Raw genomic sequence first — 18,423 nt, 5'->3', positions numbered from 1 at the left:
CTCTTACCGCGGCTTCTTGCCGAAGACCTTGATATATTCCGCTTCCCCGCCCTTGGCGAGCGCCTTGGCCTGCTTGACCCAGTCATCGCGCTCGATGCGGCCGCGGAAGTTCAGGTAGCCGTCGACCCATTCGCGTTCGGCCTTCTTCCAGCCCGCGACCTGCGCGAAGGTGAAGATGCCGATTTCGTTCAGCGTCGCCTCGATCTTCGGACCGACGCCCGAGATCATCTTCAGATCATCCGGGGCTGCGGGCTTTTCGATGCCGGACGGACGGTTCTTGTCGGTCAGGGAAGGCTTGGCCGACGGGGCGGCTTCGGCCTTGACGGTAGCTTTCGGCGCCGGTTCGGCAGCCGCCGTGCCCGATATCGGCTGCTCTTCGGCGGCCTTGGCGTTCTTCGCCGCCGCCTTCGGTGCGGTTGCCGGCGTCTTCAGCGCTGCATTGGTCTCGGCATCGGTGCTCTTCGGGCGGGCGGCCTCGGAAGGCGGAACCGGCGCGGCGTCGACCGGGGCCGACACGGTTTCGGCATCGGCCTTCTTGGCGCGCGTCCTGGCCTTCGGCTCTTCCATCGTCAGCGAGGTCGGGCCGCCTTCGGGCGCTGAAAATATCCGGTCGATCTGGGTGCCGGGCTTGATGCTGGCGCCATTGCCGGCGGCAAAGACGTCGATGATCTCTTCGAGACGCTCTGGCGTCAGGTCCTCATAGGTGTCCTTGCCGATCATCACCATCGGCGCGTTGACGCAGGCCCCGAGACATTCGACCTCTTCCCAGGACAGCGTGCCTTCGGCATTGCGCTCGAAGGCATGGGCATGGATCTTGCTCTTGCAGACCGACATCAGCGCTTCCGAGCCGCGCAGCATGCAGGGCGTCGTGCCGCAGACCTGGACATGGGCGCGCGTGCCGACAGGATGCAGCTGGAACTGCGTATAGAAGGTCGCGACCTCGAGCACTCTGATATAGGCCATGTCGAGCATGTCGGCGATCTTTTCGATCGCCGCGCGCGTGACCCAACCGTCCTGCTCCTGCGCCCGCATCAATAGCGGAATGACCGCCGATTGCTGGCGGCCGGCGGGGTATTTCTGGATCGTCTTGTCCGCCCAGACCGCATTCTCATCGCTGAAGGCGAATGCGGCAGGCTGAAATTGATCTTCGGCTAATCGACGAACGGACATTCTTCCTCACGCCTTGTCAGTTTAGGGTTCCACACCGCGAAGCGGTCAAAGACTGCATTTCGCAGGCATAGGCCGACTGGTCTTTCTGCATAAACACTACGAATTTGCCGCCGTTCGGAACGGCAGCCTTGATCTGATAGCCCTTGGACAAAAGCTCGCCCATGGACGATTGCTGCGCCGGCGGCGTCTCTTCCTTATGGCCCAGCGGCGTGCCGAGGCTATCGGCCTCCTGAGCCGAAACTCCGGATGCCGAAAGAAGGAGTGCGACGGCCAGCGGCAGAAGCTGCATCAGCGGTCCACCTCGCCGAAGACGATGTCGAGCGAGCCGAGCACGGCCGCGACGTCGGCAAGCTGATGGCCGCGGCACATGAAGTCCATCGCCTGCAGATGGGCATAACCCGGCGCGCGGATCTTGCAGCGATAAGGCTTGTTGGAGCCGTCGGAGACGAGATAGACGCCGAACTCGCCCTTCGGCGCCTCGACGGCGGCGTACACTTCGCCGGCCGGCACGTGGTAGCCTTCGGTATAGAGCTTGAAGTGGTGGATCAGCGCTTCCATCGAGCGCTTCATCTCGCCGCGCTTCGGCGGTACGACCTTGCCGTCGATCGACGAGAAGGGGCCGGTCTTGGCATCGGACAGCAGGCGATTGACGCATTGCTTCATGATGCGGACCGATTCGCGCATCTCGATCATGCGGATCAGGTAGCGGTCGTAGTTGTCGCCGTTCTTGCCGATCGGAATGTCGAATTCGAGATCGGAATAACATTCATAAGGCTGGGCGCGGCGCAGATCCCAGGCAGCGCCCGAACCGCGCACCATGACGCCGGAAAAGCCCCAGGCCCAGCAGTCTTCCAGCGAGACGACGCCGATATCGACGTTGCGCTGCTTGAAGATGCGGTTGCCGGTGAGCAGGTCGTCGATGTCGTCGAGCGCCTTCAGGAAGGGGTCGCACCAGTCGCCGATATCCTGCACGAGCTGTTCCGGCAGGTCCTGATGGACGCCGCCCGGGCGGACATAAGCAGCGTGCATGCGCGAACCGCTGGCGCGCTCGTAAAACACCATCAGCTTTTCACGCTCTTCGAAGCCCCAGAGCGGCGGCGTCAGCGCCCCGACGTCCATGGCCTGCGTGGTGACGTTCAGAAGATGCGAGAGGATGCGGCCGATTTCCGAATAGAGCACGCGGATCAGCTGGCCGCGGATCGGAATCTCGATGCCGAGCAGCTTTTCGACGGCGAGCGCATAGGCATGCTCCTGGTTCATCGGCGCGACATAGTCGAGGCGATCGAAATAGGGCACGGCCTGAAGATAGGTCTTGGTCTCGATCAGCTTCTCGGTGCCGCGATGCAACAGGCCGATATGCGGATCAACCCGCTCCACAATTTCGCCGTCAAGCTCCAGGACAAGACGAAGAACGCCATGCGCCGCCGGATGCTGCGGTCCGAAGTTGATGTTGAAGTTGCGGACGTTATGTTCTGTCATGGCGATGGCTCGCGTTCTCAGATAACCGATGAGTGGCGGCGAAAGCCGCCAGCCGCCTTTAATTTATTGCTTCGCTTTTTCATCACCGGGCAGCACATAGTCGGTGCCTTCCCATGGCGACATGAAGTCGAAGTTGCGGAATTCCTGCTTCAACTCGACCGGCTCGTACACGACGCGTTTCGCGGCGTCGTCGTAACGGACCTCGACGAAACCTGTCGTCGGGAAGTCCTTGCGCAGCGGGTGGCCTTCGAAACCGTAGTCGGTCAGGATGCGGCGCAGGTCCGGGTGACCGGTGAAGAGCACGCCGTACATATCCCAGGTCTCGCGCTCGAACCAGTCGGCGCCGGGATAGACGGCGCAGGCCGAGGGAACTGGCGTATCTTCGTCGGTCGCGACCTTGACGCGGATGCGCAGGTTCTTCTTCGGCGACAGCAGATGATAGACGACATCGAAACGCAGCTCGCGCTGCGGCCAGTCGACGCCGCAAATATCGATCAGGTTGACGAAACCGCATTTGGCGTCGTCGCGCAAAAAGGTCAACAGCGCGACCAGGTTTTCACCCGTCGTCGTCACCGTCAGCTCGCCATACTTCGTCTGCGATGCGGCGACCAGGTTGCCGCGCGCTTCACCAAGGTAGGACGCAAGCTCAGTCAGGGCTTCACTCATATTGCCTTGTCCTTAACCCTTAGCGTTCGATCGTGCCGGTACGCCGGATCTTCTTCTGCAGCAGAAGCACGCCGTAAAGCAGCGCCTCCGCCGTGGGGGGACAGCCCGGCACGTAGATGTCGATCGGCACGATGCGGTCGCAACCGCGCACCACCGAATAGGAATAGTGATAATAGCCGCCGCCATTGGCGCAGGAGCCCATCGAGATGACGTAGCGCGGCTCGGGCATCTGGTCATAGACCTTGCGCAGCGCCGGCGCCATCTTGTTGGTCAGCGTGCCGGCGACGATCATCACGTCGGACTGGCGCGGCGAGGCGCGTGGCGCAAAGCCGAAGCGCTCGACGTCGTAGCGCGGCATCGACAGCTGCATCATTTCGACGGCGCAGCAGGCCAGACCGAAGGTCATCCACATCAGCGAGCCGGTGCGGGCCCAGTTGATCAGCTCGTCGGTCGAGGTGACAAGGAAACCCTTGTCGGCGAGCTCATTGTTGATCTCGCCGAAGAAGGCGTCGTTGCTGCCGATCGGCTTGCCGGTCGAGGGATCGATGATCCCCTTCGGCTGCTGGGCGACGAGGGGCTGATTGCTCACAGGGGCTACTCCCATTCCAGGGCTCCCTTCTTCCATTCATAGATAAAGCCGATGGTCAGCACGAGAAGGAAGACCATCATGGACCAGAAGCCGAACCAGCCGATGGCGCCGAAGGAAACGGCCCACGGGAAGAGGAAGGCGACTTCGAGGTCGAAGATGATGAAGAGGATCGACACGAGGTAGAAGCGGATGTCGAACTTCATGCGGGCGTCGTCGAACGCGTTGAAGCCGCATTCGTAAGCCGAGAGCTTTTCCGAATCAGGCGCTTTGAAAGCCACGGCGAACGGCGCAATGAGCAGCGCCAGGCCGATAACGAGCGCGATAGCGATGAAGATAGCGATCGGAATATAAGAACTGAGCAGTTCAGTCATCATGTTCATCCCTGCTTGCCGGAGGCGCCAGGCGCGCATTTGGGCAAATGCCCGGCAAGCGAACGTGCGTTGCAACAAGCCGTGGTTAGCGCAGCCGACGCCCCGGCGCAAGAGATTTACAGAGGCAATTCGACGCGTCGCGCGCGGACATTATCAAGCAGATGCAACGATGTCGCGACAAATCCACGCAAGCTGCCTGAAGCTGCATGTCTGACCATTGGAAACTGCATGGCTTTCGGAAGAAATGGCGCGAGTGACGGGGCTCGAACCCGCGACCTCCGGCGTGACAGGCCGGCACTCTAACCGACTGAGCTACACCCGCGCATATGATCGGCCATTGGCGGCCGCGAGGATGAAGAAAACCGGACAAACGACAAATCGCATTTGCGTTTTACAAAGACTTGAAATGGCGCGAGTGACGGGGCTCGAACCCGCGACCTCCGGCGTGACAGGCCGGCACTCTAACCAACTGAGCTACACCCGCAATTCATTTCAAGCAGTCCGGATGCCTTCGCACCCTCACCAAAACGGCTGCCCGTTTCGATGAGCGGCTAACTACGGGGTTCGTCTTTTAGTGTCAAGCAGGTTTGGAGACAAAACCATGACAGTCTGTGAAATGTTTCGACGGGTTGGGTGCCAGATGAACAAAAGCCGGCACTTCCGTGTTCCGCAGCGATGCTCAAGCGCAGACGCAGCGCCTTCGAAACGGAGATGCGCGCCACCCTCCTCTCACTTTTCCACAGCCGAGCCGAACCTAAGCGGCATTGCCAGACACGGGGCAAGACACGGGGCAAGACACGGGAGCACCACCAAAAAAATCAAAAAATCTTCACAAACACTCTTGCGGTTTTGCCGCGTTCCGCATAGATCACGGCCACCAACGCGGCAGGCCGATCCGGCTTCGTTTGCGATGGGCGATTAGCTCAGTTGGTAGAGCGCCTCGTTTACACCGAGGATGTCGGGAGTTCGAGTCTCTCATCGCCCACCATTTCCAAACTTTCCCGCTGCTTGTCCATCCGATTCGGGCTTTCGAATTAGCTCGCTAATCCGGTCACGATCTGCGCAAGGTGTTTCGTCAGGAGACACCTCATGAAAATCGTTGCCATCATCTCTGCGCTGCTTCTCGCCGGCGTGGCTGTGCCGCCGTGCATTGCCAAGGAGCCCGCGCAAGAGGTGTTCCTGTCTGCCGGGGACCAGACGATGACGACCTCGGGAGAAACTCCGGGCCGCGAAGCCAGAACATATCTCCTGAGAATGCAGTCGGATCTGCCGATTGTTTTTTCGGTCGATGCCGACAATTCAGCCTGCAGCCTGGAAATCATGAAAGCCAGCCAGCGCGGCGTCTTCAGCAAAATCAGCCGATTCCCCGCATCTTTTAGAGACAGCGGTCAAAGTGGCGATGAATATAGGTTTTCGTTTTTCCAGAACCGCGTTTCATTTATGAGCGGCGCCCGATGCGCCTTCTCATTTTCTCTGACGCAGAAGTGATTGCGTGATTGGGGTGATGGGTACGCCTTCCGTTTGGCGGGCACTCATCGTTACGCTTCGCCAGTTGTTGATCCACCGCCGAAACCAGCTGCGAATCGTCTTCCGGTGGATCGTCGCAAAGCCCATACGCCGCCTGTCGGTTGTCACGATTCTCCGTGCCCGGTGCAATCGGCTGGCCGATGCCCTGCTCGCCGCATGATCCGAATTGTGGGCGGGTCTACATTCTCGAGGCGGCATTCGGCGAGACGTTCCGGCGCAATAAGGCGTTACGCCCGGCAGCTTCAGATGCGCGCCATCGCGACAGCACTCCACCAAAACGGACTACTCCCGGCCGCCGCGCCACCTCCTATTGGGCGAATGGATGGGGCTCGGCAAAAGTGGGAATATTTGCCGCCCGGAAAGTTTCCGCGCTTAAAGGCTTACGACGCCTGGAGGTGTGCCATGAAGGCCCTGTGCTCCGCCTTGACGCTGTGCATCGCTATTGCCCTTTGTACGCCAAGTGCCATCTATGTCAGCCTGCCCGGATACGCCTTCAAGACGAATCCGAAATGCCAGCGCCACGAACCAAAAACGCGATTCGACAGAAGGTGTGACTGGCCGAGACTGGGCTACAAGGACTTTACGCCCCCGCTTGTGACCGTGCTTGGGATCTGAACACCGGCCGAGCACTCATCGCAGTCCAGACGCCACTGGTGTCGCCCGAGGGCCTTCATCTCTTCGCCAATTCCTTATCCACCGCCGAAACCAGCCGCGAATCATCTGCGGTCACGTCAGGCGCGAAACGGGCGGCGACTCTGCCGTCGCGGCCGATCAGGAATTTTTCGAAGTTCCAGAGGATGTCGTCCTCGTCGCCGCCTGTCATGCCGTGGGATTTCAGGCGCTCGCGCATCGGTCCGTCGCCGGTCGTCGCGACACCCGATTTGGTCAGTTGCCGGTAAAGCGGATGCTGCGCCTCGCCCTTGACCGAGATCTTCGAGAAGATCGGGAAGGTGACGTCATAGGCGCTGGTGCAGAAGTCGAGGATCTCGGCGTCGGTGCCGGGTTCCTGGCCCTTGAAGTCGTTGGCGGGGAAAGCGGCGATGACGAAGCCGCGCTCGCGCTTTTCGCCATAGAGCTTTTCCAGCCCCTCATATTGCGGCGTGAGCCCGCATTTCGAGGCGACATTGACGACCAGGAGCACCCTGCCCTTGTATTCGTTGAGCGTGGTCTCGCGACCATCCACAGTCTTGACCGGGATATCCAGCACGTTGCCTGTCACGGGAACCTCCAATTCGTAAGGATATGGTTCGCCCAAGTTAGCTATATCGCCGCCGTTGTCATCAGCGTCGGGATCAACTTGGCTTCCACAGGACGCCGGTGCGGCTTCCGGCCGCACCGGGCCTCATCCTCAGGCGGGAGACGTTTCCTTCACATCGTCGAGCAGGAAGTGCACGACGAGATAATCCGTCTTGTAATGGCGGCCGCTGTCCGACACGGAATCGACGCTGCCGCCGTCCTTCGGGTGCCAGGCGTGGTAATGGGGATTGGTGGTGATCAGGGTGATGGCCTTGCCATCCCTTTCGCCAAGCCGGAAGCGCATCTCGGCGAGCGGCCAGATCCGCTCATAATCCTGCATGGTGATTCGCGCCTTCAGCGCCTTGCGCTGCAGCGGCGCTTCGCCGGCCTCGGCTGGTGTTTCCAACATCACCTCCTCAGCTCCGCTGATGATGGCGTTGAATTCTTCAGGCCACATGCGTCTCATGAAATCGCTCCTCCCGAGGCTTTTTCGTCAGTTCACAGATGGAACTTAGCGGTTTGTCCGAAAGAAGCAAATTCCCGTCATGCGGTTGTCATCGGCACCAGTCGCTCCTACCTTCCCGTCAAACCGCATCAGGGCCGTCAGTCGCCCGCAATCCCGAGATCAGAGATGAAGACACGTGAAGAAAGGCAGGCGCTCCGGGCGAGCATGCCGCGCACGCCGCTCAGCGCCCATCACATGGAAAACGCCCGGCTGCTGCCGGACCGCGGCGAATTGCTCTATCGCATCCCGAACGGCGGCATCGGCGTCGAAGTGGGCGCAGCCTTCGGCGAATATACGGCAGAGATCCTGGAAAAGAACCGGCCGGCGCAGCTCTACCTCATCGATCCCTGGTCGATGGATCGCTACAGCTCCGGGTTAGACGCGATCCACACGAACTTCGCGGCCGAGATCGCGGCCGGCCGGCTGCACCTGATGCAAGGCACATCGCTGGAGAAGCTTGCCGAATTCGAGGACGATTTCCTCGACTGGGCCTATGTCGATACCGACCATTCCTTCGATCTCACCTGGCAGGAACTGCTGCTCTGCGACAAGAAGGTGAAGCGGACGGGGCGCATTGCCGGGCATGATTTCTGCACCGGCAATACGGTCAAACCGATCGTCTATGGCGTCGTCGAGGCGGTCACCAAGTTCTGCAAGGATTACGGCTGGCAATTCGAGTTCCTGACGGTCGAATCGCACGCGCATTTTTCCTATTGCCTGAAACGGCTCTGATCCGCTCACACTTTGCCGGAATATTGCTCGTCGCTGACCTTTTCCATCCAGTCGACATGGCTGCCGTCCAGCGCCTCGTGCACGGCAATATGCGTCATCGCCGTATCCGGGGCAGCACCGTGCCAATGTTTTTCATCAGGTGCGAACCAGACGGTATCGCCGGGGCGGATTTCGCGGATGTCCCCGCCCCAGCTCTGGGCGAGGCCCTTGCCTGATGTGACGATCAGTGTCTGGCCGAGCGGATGCGTATGCCAGGCCGTGCGGGCGCCGGGTTCGAAGGTGACGGAGACCGCCCTCGCCCGGGCCGGCGCCGGCGCTTCCATCAGCGGATCCTGGCGGACGGCGCCGGTGAAATAGTCGGCCGGTGGCTTCGTCGAGGGGCGAGAGCCGGCGGGTTTGATCTCCATGATCTTTCCTTTTCCATTCATTGCGGTTGAAGCCTTGTGGCGGAACGATATTTCATCGAGGCGGCCAATCAAAGCCGGATCGACAATTGCCGCAAAGTCGCCCGACTGATAATTCCAATGTCTTTCATCACCAAAGCGCATCGCATCGCGCTTGCTTCATGCGACGCGCCTTGGCTCTTTGTTTTTATGCATGTCGTTATCCCTACACAGTTTCAGGCGACATGCAGTAGGGAGGATTTTTCATGAAACACCATGCTTTTGGCCGCATGCCCTTCACCGTCACCAATGTCGGCTTCGGCGCCTGGCAGATCGGCGGCTCCTGGGGCGATATCAGCGAGGCGGACGGACGCGCCGCCCTGAATGCCGCACTCGATGCCGGCATGACATTCATCGATACGGCTGATGTCTACGGCGACGGCCGCTCGGAAAAAATCATCGCCGACGTGCTGAAGACGCGCGGCGGCGCCCGCCCGATGGTCGCCACCAAGGCCGGCCGCCGCCTCAACCCGCATGTCGCCGAAGGCTACACCACGGCCAATCTCGAAGGCTTCATCGATCGCAGCCTCAAGAACCTCGTGGTCGACAGCCTCGACCTCGTGCAACTGCACTGCCCGCCGCGCGAGGTGCTTTACCAACCGGAGGTCTTCGAGAGCCTGGACGCTCTGCAGAAGGCCGGCAAGATCAAGGGTTACGGCGTCAGCGTCGAAAAGGTCGAGGACGGGTTGAAGGCGATCGAATATCCCGGCGTCGTCAGCATCCAGATCATCTACAACATCTTCCGCCAGCGCCCCGACCACCTGTTCTTCCAAGAGGCGCGCCGCAAGAACGTGGCGATCATCGCCCGCGTGCCGCTCGCAAGCGGTCTCCTCTCCGGCAAGATCACCCGAGACACGCACTTTGCCAGCGACGACCACCGTAATTTCAATCGTCACGGCGAGGCCTTCGATGTCGGCGAGACCTTTGCCGGCGTGCCCTTCGAGGTCGGCCTGCAGGCAGTGGAAGAGGTGCGCAAGCTGGTGCCCGCAGGCGCCACCATGGCCGCCTTCGCCCTCCGCTGGATCCTGATGGCTGAAGCCGTCACCGTCGTCATCCCCGGCGCCCGCAATGCCGAGCAGGCCAAGGCCAACGCAGCCGCCGCCGACCTTGCACCGCTTTCGGCCGACGTCATGGCCGCAACCCGCGAAATCTACGAGCGGCTGATCGCGCCGCATGTGCATCAGCGCTGGTAGAGTCGGAGTGCTGATTCTTTGCTGGGGAGGCCAGATGGCCCCTCATCCGGCTTCCGCCACCTTCTCCCCGCTCGCGGGGTGAAGGGACCATGCCGCAACGCCTCCGTTCCCCGTACACCTCTCGCAGGGCACGTCCCCTCTCCCCGTTTTACGGCGAGAGGGCTAGGGCGAGGGGCAGCTTTCAGTTTATCGCATTCAGCTCGACCGGGAAGAACAGTGTCTCGCCGGAGGAGTCGCTGACGCCGTCATTGTCGGTGACCGCGTAGGGTTTGCCCGAGGCGTCGAAGGTAAAGCCTTCGAGCTTGTCGAGCACATAGCCGTTGGTCGCGGTCTTCAGTTCACCGAGGAAGTCGTGTGCTTCGGTCTTCTTGACGACCGGCAGTGCACCGCCAAGCTTGGCGGGCTTCAGCTCCGATATCGCGACCTTGTAGAGCTTCTTCAGCCTGGCGGCATCGCCGACGAGGTTGTCGCGCTCGATGATGTAGACGCTGTCGCCCTGGGCCGAGATTTCCGACAGGCCGACCCAGCCGCTTTCCGTCTTGTCGAGCGGATAGCGCACGGCGCCCCATTCCTTCCTCTTCGGATTGTAGGAGACGAGCTTGACGAAGCCCTTCTCGTCGTCACCCCACTCGCGCTGCACCGCCATCCAGAGTGTCGTGTCGTCACCGGTGCCGACAATGGTCACGCCCTCGAAGCCGTAGCGGATTTCGTTGGCGGCAAGCTCCTTCGGCAAAGCGATCTCGGCCTTGATGTCGCCCTTGGCATTGACGTTGTAGAGGGCGTGCGGAACGAGACGTTCGCTGTAACCCTCCGAGGCGAGCCAGAAGGAGCCGTCGGCGGCAGCCGCGATGCCTTCGATGTCGATCTTCTGGGCCGGGGCGCCGTCCCGCTTGACGACGAGGGCCTCGGTGATGACGGCCGGCTTCTTGCTGGCATCGATCGTGTAGATCGTCGGCTGCGAGCCGAGAACGCTGTCGCTGACGGCATAGAGCATGCCCGGCTTGCCCGGAACGGCAGCAAGACCCGAAAGGGCCGCAAAGCCGATCGGATTGCCGTCCTTGTCGGCGGATACGATCTGCGGATAGGCCTTTTCGCCTTCCGAGCGCTCATAGATCATCACATGCGAGCGCGCGCCGCCGTCCTTGCCGAGATCGAGCTCGTTGGCGGTCGCAAGCAGATTGCGCGCAGGAATGGCGATCGCGCCTTCCGGCGAAATGCCGGACGGGAGCAGCTGGACGAGTTCAGGATCGGCCCCGGTGTCCTTGTAGACGCCGGCAACCGAGGCGCGTTCGGCGAGCAGGAAGAAATATTGCTCGTCGCCGAACTTGGCGGCTTCGAGACCTTCGGGCTCGACGCCCTTCGATCCCGACCGGCTTTCCGGATAGTGGCCGATATGGGCGACAGCGCGTTCGAAGGATGCGCCCGATTCGTAGAGAAGCTTGCCGGTCTTGTCGAAGATGGTGAAACCACGCGAGCCGCCCTGGTAGTCGCCTTCATTGGCGACGACGAGGCGGTTGTCGTCGAGCCACTTCACGGCGTCGGGCTCGCGCAGCACGCCCTTGGATTCGCCTGAAAATTTCAGGGCGCCGTCACGCTTGGTGTCGATGCCGGTCAGATCGACGCTGCCGGCGGAGAAATGCGTCTTCACCGCGGCCGTATTGGCGTCGATGATGACGATCTCGTTGTTTTCCTGCAGCGTCAGCGCGATCTCGTTCAACCCGTTGAAGGCGACGAATTCCGGCTCCGGGTCCTCCGGGGCGACGCCGGCAAGGCCGGTCAGCGCCACATGCTTGATGGTGCCGCAATCGACGGCGCCGTTCCTGAGCTGGAAGACGACGAGGTCGCCGGCCGGCATCTGCGGGATCTTGCCGTCATTGACCTCTTCGTCACGCTCGTTTTCGATGGCGATGGCGCCGAGCGTCTTGTCCTTGTTGAGGGCGATCGAATCCGGCTGGCCGCCGAGATCGCAAGTGCTCTCGATCTTCCTGGTCGCGACATCGACGATCGCGAGACGCCCCGAGGGCTTTGCCTTGCTTTCGGAGGTGTTGACGGCGACGAGCGCCTTGCCGGCGCTCGAGGTGACCGAGGTCGGCTCACCGTCCATCATGACAGCGCCGCCGGCTTTCGGAGCCTTGGCGTCGGTGATGTCGATGAAGCCGATCGCGCCGAGCGGGCTGTCGCTATAGATCAGCGTGTTGCCGTCGTCGGTCGCAGTGATGATTTCGGCGGAGCTGACCGACAGCTTGTCCTTGTCATCAGGCAGGTTCTGGGCGACCGGGAAGGAAGCGATGCGGTTGAAAACTGGTTCGGCCGCGGCCGGAAAGGCGACGGATGCGAGAAGCACGGCAGCAAGCGCTGCCTTGCGCGATGAAATGGTCATGAAATCCCCCATGTGTCGAATATTCGAAACATGAGTTTTCTGCGGGAGCGGCATGACAGAGGCATGACAGAGGCGGCATTTTGTAGCTGATCATCTCAGGCGGGTTTGCGCTCCCTGCGCATCTCGTTTCGCATGATGAAGAGCGATGCGGAGAGGATCAGAGCCGCCCCCAGCCAAAGGTAGCCCGCCGGCGCATAGCCGAAGAACAGCCAACCGGCCAGCACGTTCAGCGGCAGCTTCAGATCGTCGAAAGGCTGGACATAGGCGGCATCGGCCGCGGCATAGGCAAGTGTGAGGAAATACTGGGCTGCCGCGGTCAAAAGCCCCGCCAGCAGGAACAGGGCAAGGGTCGCCCCGGTCGGCACGGCAAAACCCGCCGCGAGCGCCAGCCCGCCATTGATCGGCGTCAGCAGCACGAGCAGCCAGACGGTGATCGTCTCCGGCCGTTCGATGCCCGTCAGGCTCTTGGTGATCAGCGACGAGGCGCCCCACAGCAGCGCCGAGAGCACGGGCAGGAGAGCCGCCCAGCCAAAGCCGTCCGACCATGGCTGCAGGATGATCATCGCTCCGGTGAAACCGGCCGCGGTCGCGGCCCAGCGGGCCGGGCCGACGCGCTCGCCAAGGAAAAGCCGGGCGCCCATAATGATGAAGAAGGGCGAGGTCATCACCAGTGCGATCGCCTGCCAGATCGGCACCGAAGCAAGGCCGGCGACCCAGGCCTCGACGCCGAGCGCGGCAAGTACCACGCGCGCCAGGTGACGCCAGGGATAGCGCGTGCGCATCGCCGCAAGACCGAGCCTGCGCAGGAAGGGCAGCGAAAACAGGAAGGCGAAGCCATATTGCCAGAAGGCGGCCGAGGCCGAGGGGAAGGCAAGCTTCATCGTCAGCCATTGGGTGACGACGTTGAGAAGCGAAAAAGCAATGCCGGCAAGGACCATCCAGAGGGCGCCGATGACGGCGCGAGACGGCTCTGCGGCTAGGGAAGTCTGATTCATGTCTTTCATCCGAAACCAGGGACCAACATAAATCAGGACGCATGAGCCACGACCAAGCGACACGGGCAGACCCCTGCCCTTCGCACAGCCGACACTCATTCTCTTCCATCCGGACTTTAACCGTCGGCTCCGGAATCGCACCGGATCTGCTGACCCCTCCCCGCTTCGACGCGAGAGAAGGCGCTCGCGGGCTTGAGTCGAGACCCTTACCGCCGGTGGGGAGTTTCACCCCGCCCTGAGAACAGAAATGTCGTAAATTAAAGCCCGCGCGACAGCAAGGTCAGCCAAAGCAAAAAGGCAAGAGGGCCTGCCAAAAGCAAAAAGGGTCCGGCAAAGCCGAACCCCTCTCAAATCCTGCACAACCGGTCTCGTTTCCGGTTGGCGGATAATCTCAGATCAGCCGTTGACGGCGTCCTTCAGGCCCTTGCCGGGCGTGAATTTCGGCACGTTGCGAGCCGGAATGTCGACTTCAGCGCCCGTGGACGGGTTACGGCCCTTCGTTGCAGCGCGATGAGAAACGGTGAAGCTGCCGAAACCCGCGAGGCGGATGTCGCCCTTGTTCTTGAGTTCAGCCTGGACAACGTCGAAAACCGCGTCAACAGCGGAAGCCGCGTCAGACTTCGTCAGTCCTGCCTTTTCGGCTACTGCGGACACGAGTTCATTCTTGTTCATGTTTCCACCCCTTTCTAAATGGTATGAAACGACTCAAATGTAAGCTAGGCGCAGAATAGGTTTCATCAGGCCCGCCGGAAACCCAAAAGCCCTGCAAATCAAGGAAAAGCAAGCGTCTACATGACGTTTTCACAAAAAAGGCTGGCGTTTCCGCCAGCCTTTTTGTCTGTTTTGTCCCAATGGGGCATAAATGTGGCACAGGCCACTCAATGCGCTATGGTTGCGCCCGTCTCATCGAGGCCTTCGACCGTTGCGATGACGGGCGTTTCCACCGTGCCGTCCCATTCGATCGGCTCCGGCCGCCGGATCAGCGCATGCTTGATCACCTCGCCCATGCGGGATACCGGGATGATCTCCATGTTGTTCTTCACGTTATCCGGAATCTCCGCCAGGTCCTTGGCGTTTTCCTCCGGAATCAGCACCTTCTTGATGCCGCCGCGAAGCGCTGCGAGCAGCTTTTCCTTGAGACCGCCGATCGGCAGCACACGGCCGCGAAGGGTGATTTCACCGGTCATGGCCACATGCCTGCTCACCGGGATACCGGTCATGATCGAGACGATCGCGGTTGCCATGGCGACGCCGGCCGAGGGGCCGTCCTTCGGTGTCGCGCCTTCCGGCACGTGCACGTGGATGTCGCTCTTGTCGAAGCGCGGCGGCTCGATGCCGAAATCGACGGCGCGCGAGCGGACATAGGAGGCCGCTGCCGAGATCGATTCCTTCATGACGTCCTTCAGATTGCCGGTGACCGTCATGCGGCCCTTGCCCGGCATCATCACACCTTCGATGGTCAGCAGCTCGCCGCCGACCTCCGTCCAGGCAAGACCGGTCACGACGCCGACCTGATCCTCGCCCTCGGCTTCGCCATGGCGGAAGCGCGGGACGCCCAGATAGTCGGAGATGTTGGCGGCCGTCACGTGAACGGACTTCGTCTTGCCCTTGATGATCTCGGTGACCGCCTTGCGGGCGAGCTTCATCAATTCGCGTTCGAAGCTGCGGACACCGGCTTCGCGGGTGTACTGCTGGCTGATCGCCATCAGGGCATCGTCGCTGACCGAGAATTCCTCCGGCTGCAACGCATGTTCCTTGATGGCCTTCGGCAGGAGGTGCCGCTTGGCGATCTCGCGCTTTTCATCCTCGGTGTAGCCGGCGATACGGATGATTTCCATGCGGTCCATCAGGGGTGCCGGAATGTTCAGCGTATTCGCCGTCGTGATGAACATCACGTCCGACAGGTCGTATTCGACTTCCAGGTAGTGGTCCATGAAGGTCGAGTTCTGCGCCGGATCGAGCACTTCGAGCAGAGCCGAGGACGGGTCACCGCGGAAGTCCATGCCCATCTTGTCGATCTCGTCGAGCAGGAAGAGCGGGTTGGACTTCTTCGCCTTCTTCATCGACTGAATGACCTTGCCGGGCATCGAGCCGATATAGGTGCGGCGGTGACCGCGGATTTCGGCTTCGTCGCGAACGCCGCCAAGCGCCATGCGGACATACTCACGGCCGGTCGCCTTGGCGATCGACTGGGCGAGCGAGGTCTTGCCGACGCCCGGAGGGCCGACGAGGCAAAGGATCGGGCCCTTGATCTTGGTGGCGCGAGCCTGCACGGCCAGATATTCGACGATGCGCTCCTTGACCTTGTCGAGACCGAAGTGATCGGCTTCGAGGATCTTCTCGGCATTGTTGAGATCGGCCTTGATCTTCGACTTCTTGCCCCACGGAATGCCGAGCAGCCAGTCCAGATAATTGCGCACGACGGTGGCTTCCGCCGACATCGGGCTCATCTGGCGCAGCTTCTTCAGTTCCGCATCGGCCTTTTCACGGGCTTCCTTGGACAGCTTGGTCTTGGAGATGCGCTCTTCCAGCTCGCTCATCTCGTCGCGGCCTTCCTCGCCGTCGCCGAGTTCCTTCTGGATCGCCTTCATCTGCTCGTTAAGATAATATTCGCGCTGGGTCTTCTCCATCTGGCGCTTGACGCGCGAGCGGATACGCTTTTCGACCTGCAGGACCGAGATCTCGCCTTCCATGAAGCCGAGAGCTTTTTCGAGGCGCTGTTTGACGCTGGTCGTCTCCAGCATCTCCTGCTTCTCGGTGATCTTGATCGACAGATGCGAGGCGACCGTATCGGCGAGCTTGGAATAGTCGTCGATCTGGCTGGCGGCGCCGACCACTTCGGGCGAAATCTTCTTGTTGAGCTTCACATAGCTTTCGAATTCGGAGACGACCGAACGCGACAAGGCTTCCAGTTCGACCGGATCGTCATGCGGCTCCTCGAGCACATGGCCGAGCGCCTCATAGAAATCCTCGCGGCTGGTATAGGTGTCGATCTCGGCGCGGGCGCGGCCTTCGACCAGAACCTTGACGGTGCCGTCGGGCAGCTTCAGGAGCTGCAACACGTTCGCCACGGTGCCGACATTGTGAATCGCGGACGGATCCGGATCGTCGTCACTGGCGTTGATCTGCGTCACCAGCATGATCTGCTTGTCGGAACCCATGACCTCTTCGAGCGCACGGATCGACTTTTCCCGTCCGACGAACAGCGGCACGATCATATGCGGGAAAACCACGATGTCGCGCAGGGGCAGAACAGGGTAGGCAGTGCTGCTCGCTACAGACGTTTTCTTCGTCATTTTATGTCCTTTCCATCGTCCCGTTACCGGGCTCTCTGCACGGCCGCTTGGGACCGGCCGGCACTCTCACTTGTTGCTACAAGTGGAGGTTCTGACTACGCTTTTCAAGCCACGCTAACGCCCGCGTTCCCCGGATGTGACGGCTTTGTTACAACGGAACGCCAACACTATGAAGCGCGTGGCTGGACCGGCGCTTACCACTTCCGACCCGGCTAAAATACAAACGCCAACAATAGGCTTACGGAATCACCGCATCATTGCCAAGCACTCCCCTTTGCGCAACATCGGCAAAGGCAATTCCGGTTCCCACCGGCAAAATACTAACAGCGCCTCGCATGGTTTTTCAAATAGAAAGGGGCCTGCCGATGGCAAGCCCCCAAAATAATCATAGGAAAGCAGCAAGATCACGCCGAAGCGTTGGCCTTTTCTTCCTGACGATCGGCATAGATGTAAAGCGGACGGGCCGAACCGCGCACCACTTCCTCCGAGATGACGACCTCGCGCACGCCTTCCAGCGTCGGCAGTTCGAACATCGTGTCGAGCAGGATCTTCTCCATGATCGAGCGAAGGCCGCGGGCGCCGGTCTTGCGCACGATCGCCTTGCGGGCGATTTCGCGCAGGGCATCCTCGTGGAAGGTCAGTTCCACGTCTTCCATCTCGAACAGGCGCTGATACTGCTTGATCAGCGCGTTCTTCGGCTCGGACAGGATCTGGATCAGCGCATCTTCATCGAGATCCTCGAGCGTCGCCAGAACCGGCAGACGGCCGATGAACTCGGGGATGAGGCCAAACTTGACCAGATCTTCCGGCTCCAGTTCGCGCAGGACTTCGCCGACGCGGCGGTCGTCCTGGGCCTTGACGGTGGCGCCGAAGCCGATCGAGGTCTTCTCGCCACGGGCGGAGATGATCTTGTCGAGGCCGGCGAAGGCGCCGCCGCAGATGAACAGGATGTTCGTCGTGTCGACCTGCAGGAATTCCTGCTGCGGGTGCTTGCGGCCGCCCTGCGGCGGTACGGAAGCGACCGTGCCTTCCATGATCTTCAGCAGCGCCTGCTGCACGCCCTCGCCCGAGACGTCGCGGGTGATCGACGGGTTGTCGGATTTGCGCGAAATCTTGTCGACTTCGTCGATGTAGACGATGCCGCGCTGCGCACGCTCGACGTTGTAGTCGGCAGACTGCAGGAGCTTCAGGATGATGTTTTCGACGTCCTCGCCGACATAACCGGCCTCGGTAAGCGTCGTCGCATCGGCCATGGTGAAGGGAACGTCGATGATCCGGGCCAGCGTCTGGGCAAGATAGGTCTTGCCGCAGCCCGTCGGGCCGACGAGCATGATGTTCGACTTCGCCAGCTCGACTTCGCCGTTCTTGGAGGCGTGCGCCAGGCGCTTGTAGTGGTTGTGCACGGCGACCGACAGGATCTTCTTCGCCTGCCGCTGGCCGATGACATATTCGTCGAGGACCTTGATGATGTCCTGGGGCGTCGGAACGCCGTCGCGGGACTTGACCATCGAGGACTTGTTCTCCTCGCGGATGATGTCCATGCACAATTCGACGCATTCATCGCAGATGAAGACGGTCGGTCCGGCAATCAGTTTCCGGACTTCGTGCTGGCTCTTTCCGCAGAACGAACAATAGAGAGTGTTCTTGGAGTCGCCGCCGTTGCTGCCGCTGACCTTGCTCATATCATTTTCCTTCCAGCACGCCGCATTTCAAGGCGAAATCGCGGTCCACTCTATCAGCTCCTGGCGGCACTCCGTTTCCGGAGCCTTTGCCGAGAAGGGCTTCAGGGGGTACGAACCGGTCCCAACCAATCATGTCCGGGTTCCGGCGGCAACGAATTC

Annotated in this window: 18 protein-coding genes, 3 tRNA genes and 1 riboswitch; of the genes, 5 read left to right on the top strand and 16 right to left on the bottom strand. The window is 61.0% G+C overall.

Annotated features, from left to right (window positions below):
- Positions 1-3: 3 nt before the first annotated feature.
- The 8 genes from FHT75_RS22570 to FHT75_RS22535 all read right to left on the bottom strand — a co-directional run bounded on the left by FHT75_RS22570 (position 4) and on the right by FHT75_RS22535 (position 4,759).
- Positions 4-1,170: an NADH-quinone oxidoreductase subunit E gene (locus FHT75_RS22570; protein WP_063474303.1), complete on the bottom strand. Its 1,167-nt coding sequence runs from the start codon at positions 1,168-1,170 to the stop codon at positions 4-6.
- Positions 1,171-1,186: 16 nt separating this feature from the next.
- Positions 1,187-1,459 carry a hypothetical protein gene (locus FHT75_RS22565; RefSeq protein ID WP_047616508.1) on the bottom strand — a complete coding sequence of 91 codons (273 nt, stop codon included), beginning with the start codon at positions 1,457-1,459 and terminating at the stop codon, positions 1,187-1,189.
- Positions 1,459-2,649 (bottom strand): NADH-quinone oxidoreductase subunit D, encoded by a 1,191-nt coding sequence (locus FHT75_RS22560; RefSeq protein WP_047616506.1) that lies wholly within the window; start codon positions 2,647-2,649, stop codon positions 1,459-1,461. The genes FHT75_RS22565 and FHT75_RS22560 overlap by 1 nt, the downstream gene beginning before the upstream one ends.
- A 63-nt stretch (positions 2,650-2,712) precedes the next feature.
- The gene (locus tag FHT75_RS22555; RefSeq protein WP_047616504.1) at positions 2,713-3,315 is read right to left on the bottom strand and encodes an NADH-quinone oxidoreductase subunit C; all 603 of its coding nucleotides are present in this window, start codon (positions 3,313-3,315) and stop codon (positions 2,713-2,715) included.
- A 19-nt stretch (positions 3,316-3,334) separates the two neighbouring features.
- On the bottom strand, positions 3,335-3,919 hold the full coding sequence (locus tag FHT75_RS22550; protein WP_003578567.1) for a NuoB/complex I 20 kDa subunit family protein: 585 nt from the start codon (positions 3,917-3,919) through the stop codon (positions 3,335-3,337).
- A complete protein-coding gene (locus FHT75_RS22545) occupies positions 3,910-4,275 on the bottom strand; it encodes an NADH-quinone oxidoreductase subunit A (protein ID WP_010055493.1) in 366 nt (121 codons plus the stop codon). The genes FHT75_RS22550 and FHT75_RS22545 overlap by 10 nt, the downstream gene beginning before the upstream one ends.
- Positions 4,276-4,520: 245 nt before the next feature.
- Positions 4,521-4,597: transfer RNA gene (locus FHT75_RS22540), tRNA-Asp, on the bottom strand.
- An 85-nt stretch (positions 4,598-4,682) separates the two neighbouring features.
- Positions 4,683-4,759 (bottom strand) — tRNA-Asp (locus FHT75_RS22535).
- Between the two features lie 428 nt (positions 4,760-5,187).
- Here FHT75_RS22535 and FHT75_RS22530 point away from each other — a divergent pair.
- The 3 genes from FHT75_RS22530 to FHT75_RS36400 all read left to right on the top strand — a co-directional run bounded on the left by FHT75_RS22530 (position 5,188) and on the right by FHT75_RS36400 (position 6,417).
- Positions 5,188-5,263: transfer RNA gene (locus FHT75_RS22530), tRNA-Val, on the top strand.
- Positions 5,264-5,364: 101 nt separating this feature from the next.
- Positions 5,365-5,763: a hypothetical protein gene (locus tag FHT75_RS22525; RefSeq protein ID WP_047616501.1), complete on the top strand. Its 399-nt coding sequence runs from the start codon at positions 5,365-5,367 to the stop codon at positions 5,761-5,763.
- Positions 5,764-6,204: 441 nt separating this feature from the next.
- Positions 6,205-6,417 (top strand): hypothetical protein, encoded by a 213-nt coding sequence (locus FHT75_RS36400; protein WP_048338652.1) that lies wholly within the window; start codon positions 6,205-6,207, stop codon positions 6,415-6,417.
- A gap of 55 nt (positions 6,418-6,472) precedes the next feature.
- Here FHT75_RS36400 and FHT75_RS22520 read toward each other — a convergent pair whose 3' ends face one another.
- Together FHT75_RS22520 and FHT75_RS22515 are read right to left on the bottom strand one after the other, a co-directional pair.
- Positions 6,473-7,021, bottom strand: a complete 549-nt coding sequence (locus FHT75_RS22520) for a glutathione peroxidase (protein ID WP_047616651.1) — start codon at positions 7,019-7,021, stop codon at positions 6,473-6,475.
- A gap of 129 nt (positions 7,022-7,150) precedes the next feature.
- On the bottom strand, positions 7,151-7,504 hold the full coding sequence (locus FHT75_RS22515; RefSeq protein ID WP_018241586.1) for a hypothetical protein: 354 nt from the start codon (positions 7,502-7,504) through the stop codon (positions 7,151-7,153).
- Between the two features lie 165 nt (positions 7,505-7,669).
- On the opposite strand from FHT75_RS22515, the gene FHT75_RS22510 reads away from it, so the two are divergent.
- The gene (locus tag FHT75_RS22510) at positions 7,670-8,275 is read left to right on the top strand and encodes a class I SAM-dependent methyltransferase (RefSeq protein WP_063474302.1); all 606 of its coding nucleotides are present in this window, start codon (positions 7,670-7,672) and stop codon (positions 8,273-8,275) included.
- 5 nt (positions 8,276-8,280) lie between these two features.
- Here the strand turns inward: FHT75_RS22510 and FHT75_RS22505 are convergent, their stop codons facing one another.
- A complete protein-coding gene (locus FHT75_RS22505) occupies positions 8,281-8,682 on the bottom strand; it encodes a cupin domain-containing protein (protein WP_245294555.1) in 402 nt (133 codons plus the stop codon).
- Between the two features lie 242 nt (positions 8,683-8,924).
- Here FHT75_RS22505 and FHT75_RS22500 point away from each other — a divergent pair, with 242 nt between their 5' ends.
- A complete protein-coding gene (locus FHT75_RS22500; RefSeq protein WP_063474301.1) occupies positions 8,925-9,911 on the top strand; it encodes an aldo/keto reductase in 987 nt (328 codons plus the stop codon).
- Between the two features lie 181 nt (positions 9,912-10,092).
- Here FHT75_RS22500 and FHT75_RS22495 read toward each other — a convergent pair whose 3' ends face one another.
- From FHT75_RS22495 to clpX, 5 genes are all read right to left on the bottom strand, one after another.
- Positions 10,093-12,291 (bottom strand): esterase-like activity of phytase family protein, encoded by a 2,199-nt coding sequence (locus FHT75_RS22495; protein WP_246712959.1) that lies wholly within the window; start codon positions 12,289-12,291, stop codon positions 10,093-10,095.
- A 95-nt stretch (positions 12,292-12,386) separates the two neighbouring features.
- Complete coding sequence (locus tag FHT75_RS22490) at positions 12,387-13,286, bottom strand: DMT family transporter (RefSeq protein ID WP_082849682.1); 900 nt, start codon at positions 13,284-13,286, stop codon at positions 12,387-12,389.
- A 93-nt stretch (positions 13,287-13,379) separates the two neighbouring features.
- A riboswitch (FMN riboswitch) is annotated at positions 13,380-13,533 on the bottom strand.
- 149 nt (positions 13,534-13,682) lie between these two features.
- The gene (gene hupB, locus FHT75_RS22485; protein WP_003558438.1) at positions 13,683-13,958 is read right to left on the bottom strand and encodes a DNA-binding protein HupB; all 276 of its coding nucleotides are present in this window, start codon (positions 13,956-13,958) and stop codon (positions 13,683-13,685) included.
- A 206-nt stretch (positions 13,959-14,164) separates the two neighbouring features.
- Positions 14,165-16,582 carry an endopeptidase La gene (lon, locus tag FHT75_RS22480; RefSeq protein WP_047616487.1) on the bottom strand — a complete coding sequence of 806 codons (2,418 nt, stop codon included), beginning with the start codon at positions 16,580-16,582 and terminating at the stop codon, positions 14,165-14,167.
- 404 nt (positions 16,583-16,986) lie between these two features.
- The gene (clpX, locus tag FHT75_RS22475; RefSeq protein ID WP_003573940.1) at positions 16,987-18,264 is read right to left on the bottom strand and encodes an ATP-dependent Clp protease ATP-binding subunit ClpX; all 1,278 of its coding nucleotides are present in this window, start codon (positions 18,262-18,264) and stop codon (positions 16,987-16,989) included.
- Positions 18,265-18,423 lie beyond the last annotated feature (159 nt).

The sequence above is a fragment of the Rhizobium sp. BK112 genome, assembly GCF_014193215.1.
In the GTDB taxonomy this organism is placed as follows: Bacteria; Pseudomonadota; Alphaproteobacteria; order Rhizobiales; family Rhizobiaceae; genus Rhizobium; species Rhizobium anhuiense.
This window is presented reverse-complemented; position numbering and strand designations above follow the sequence as displayed.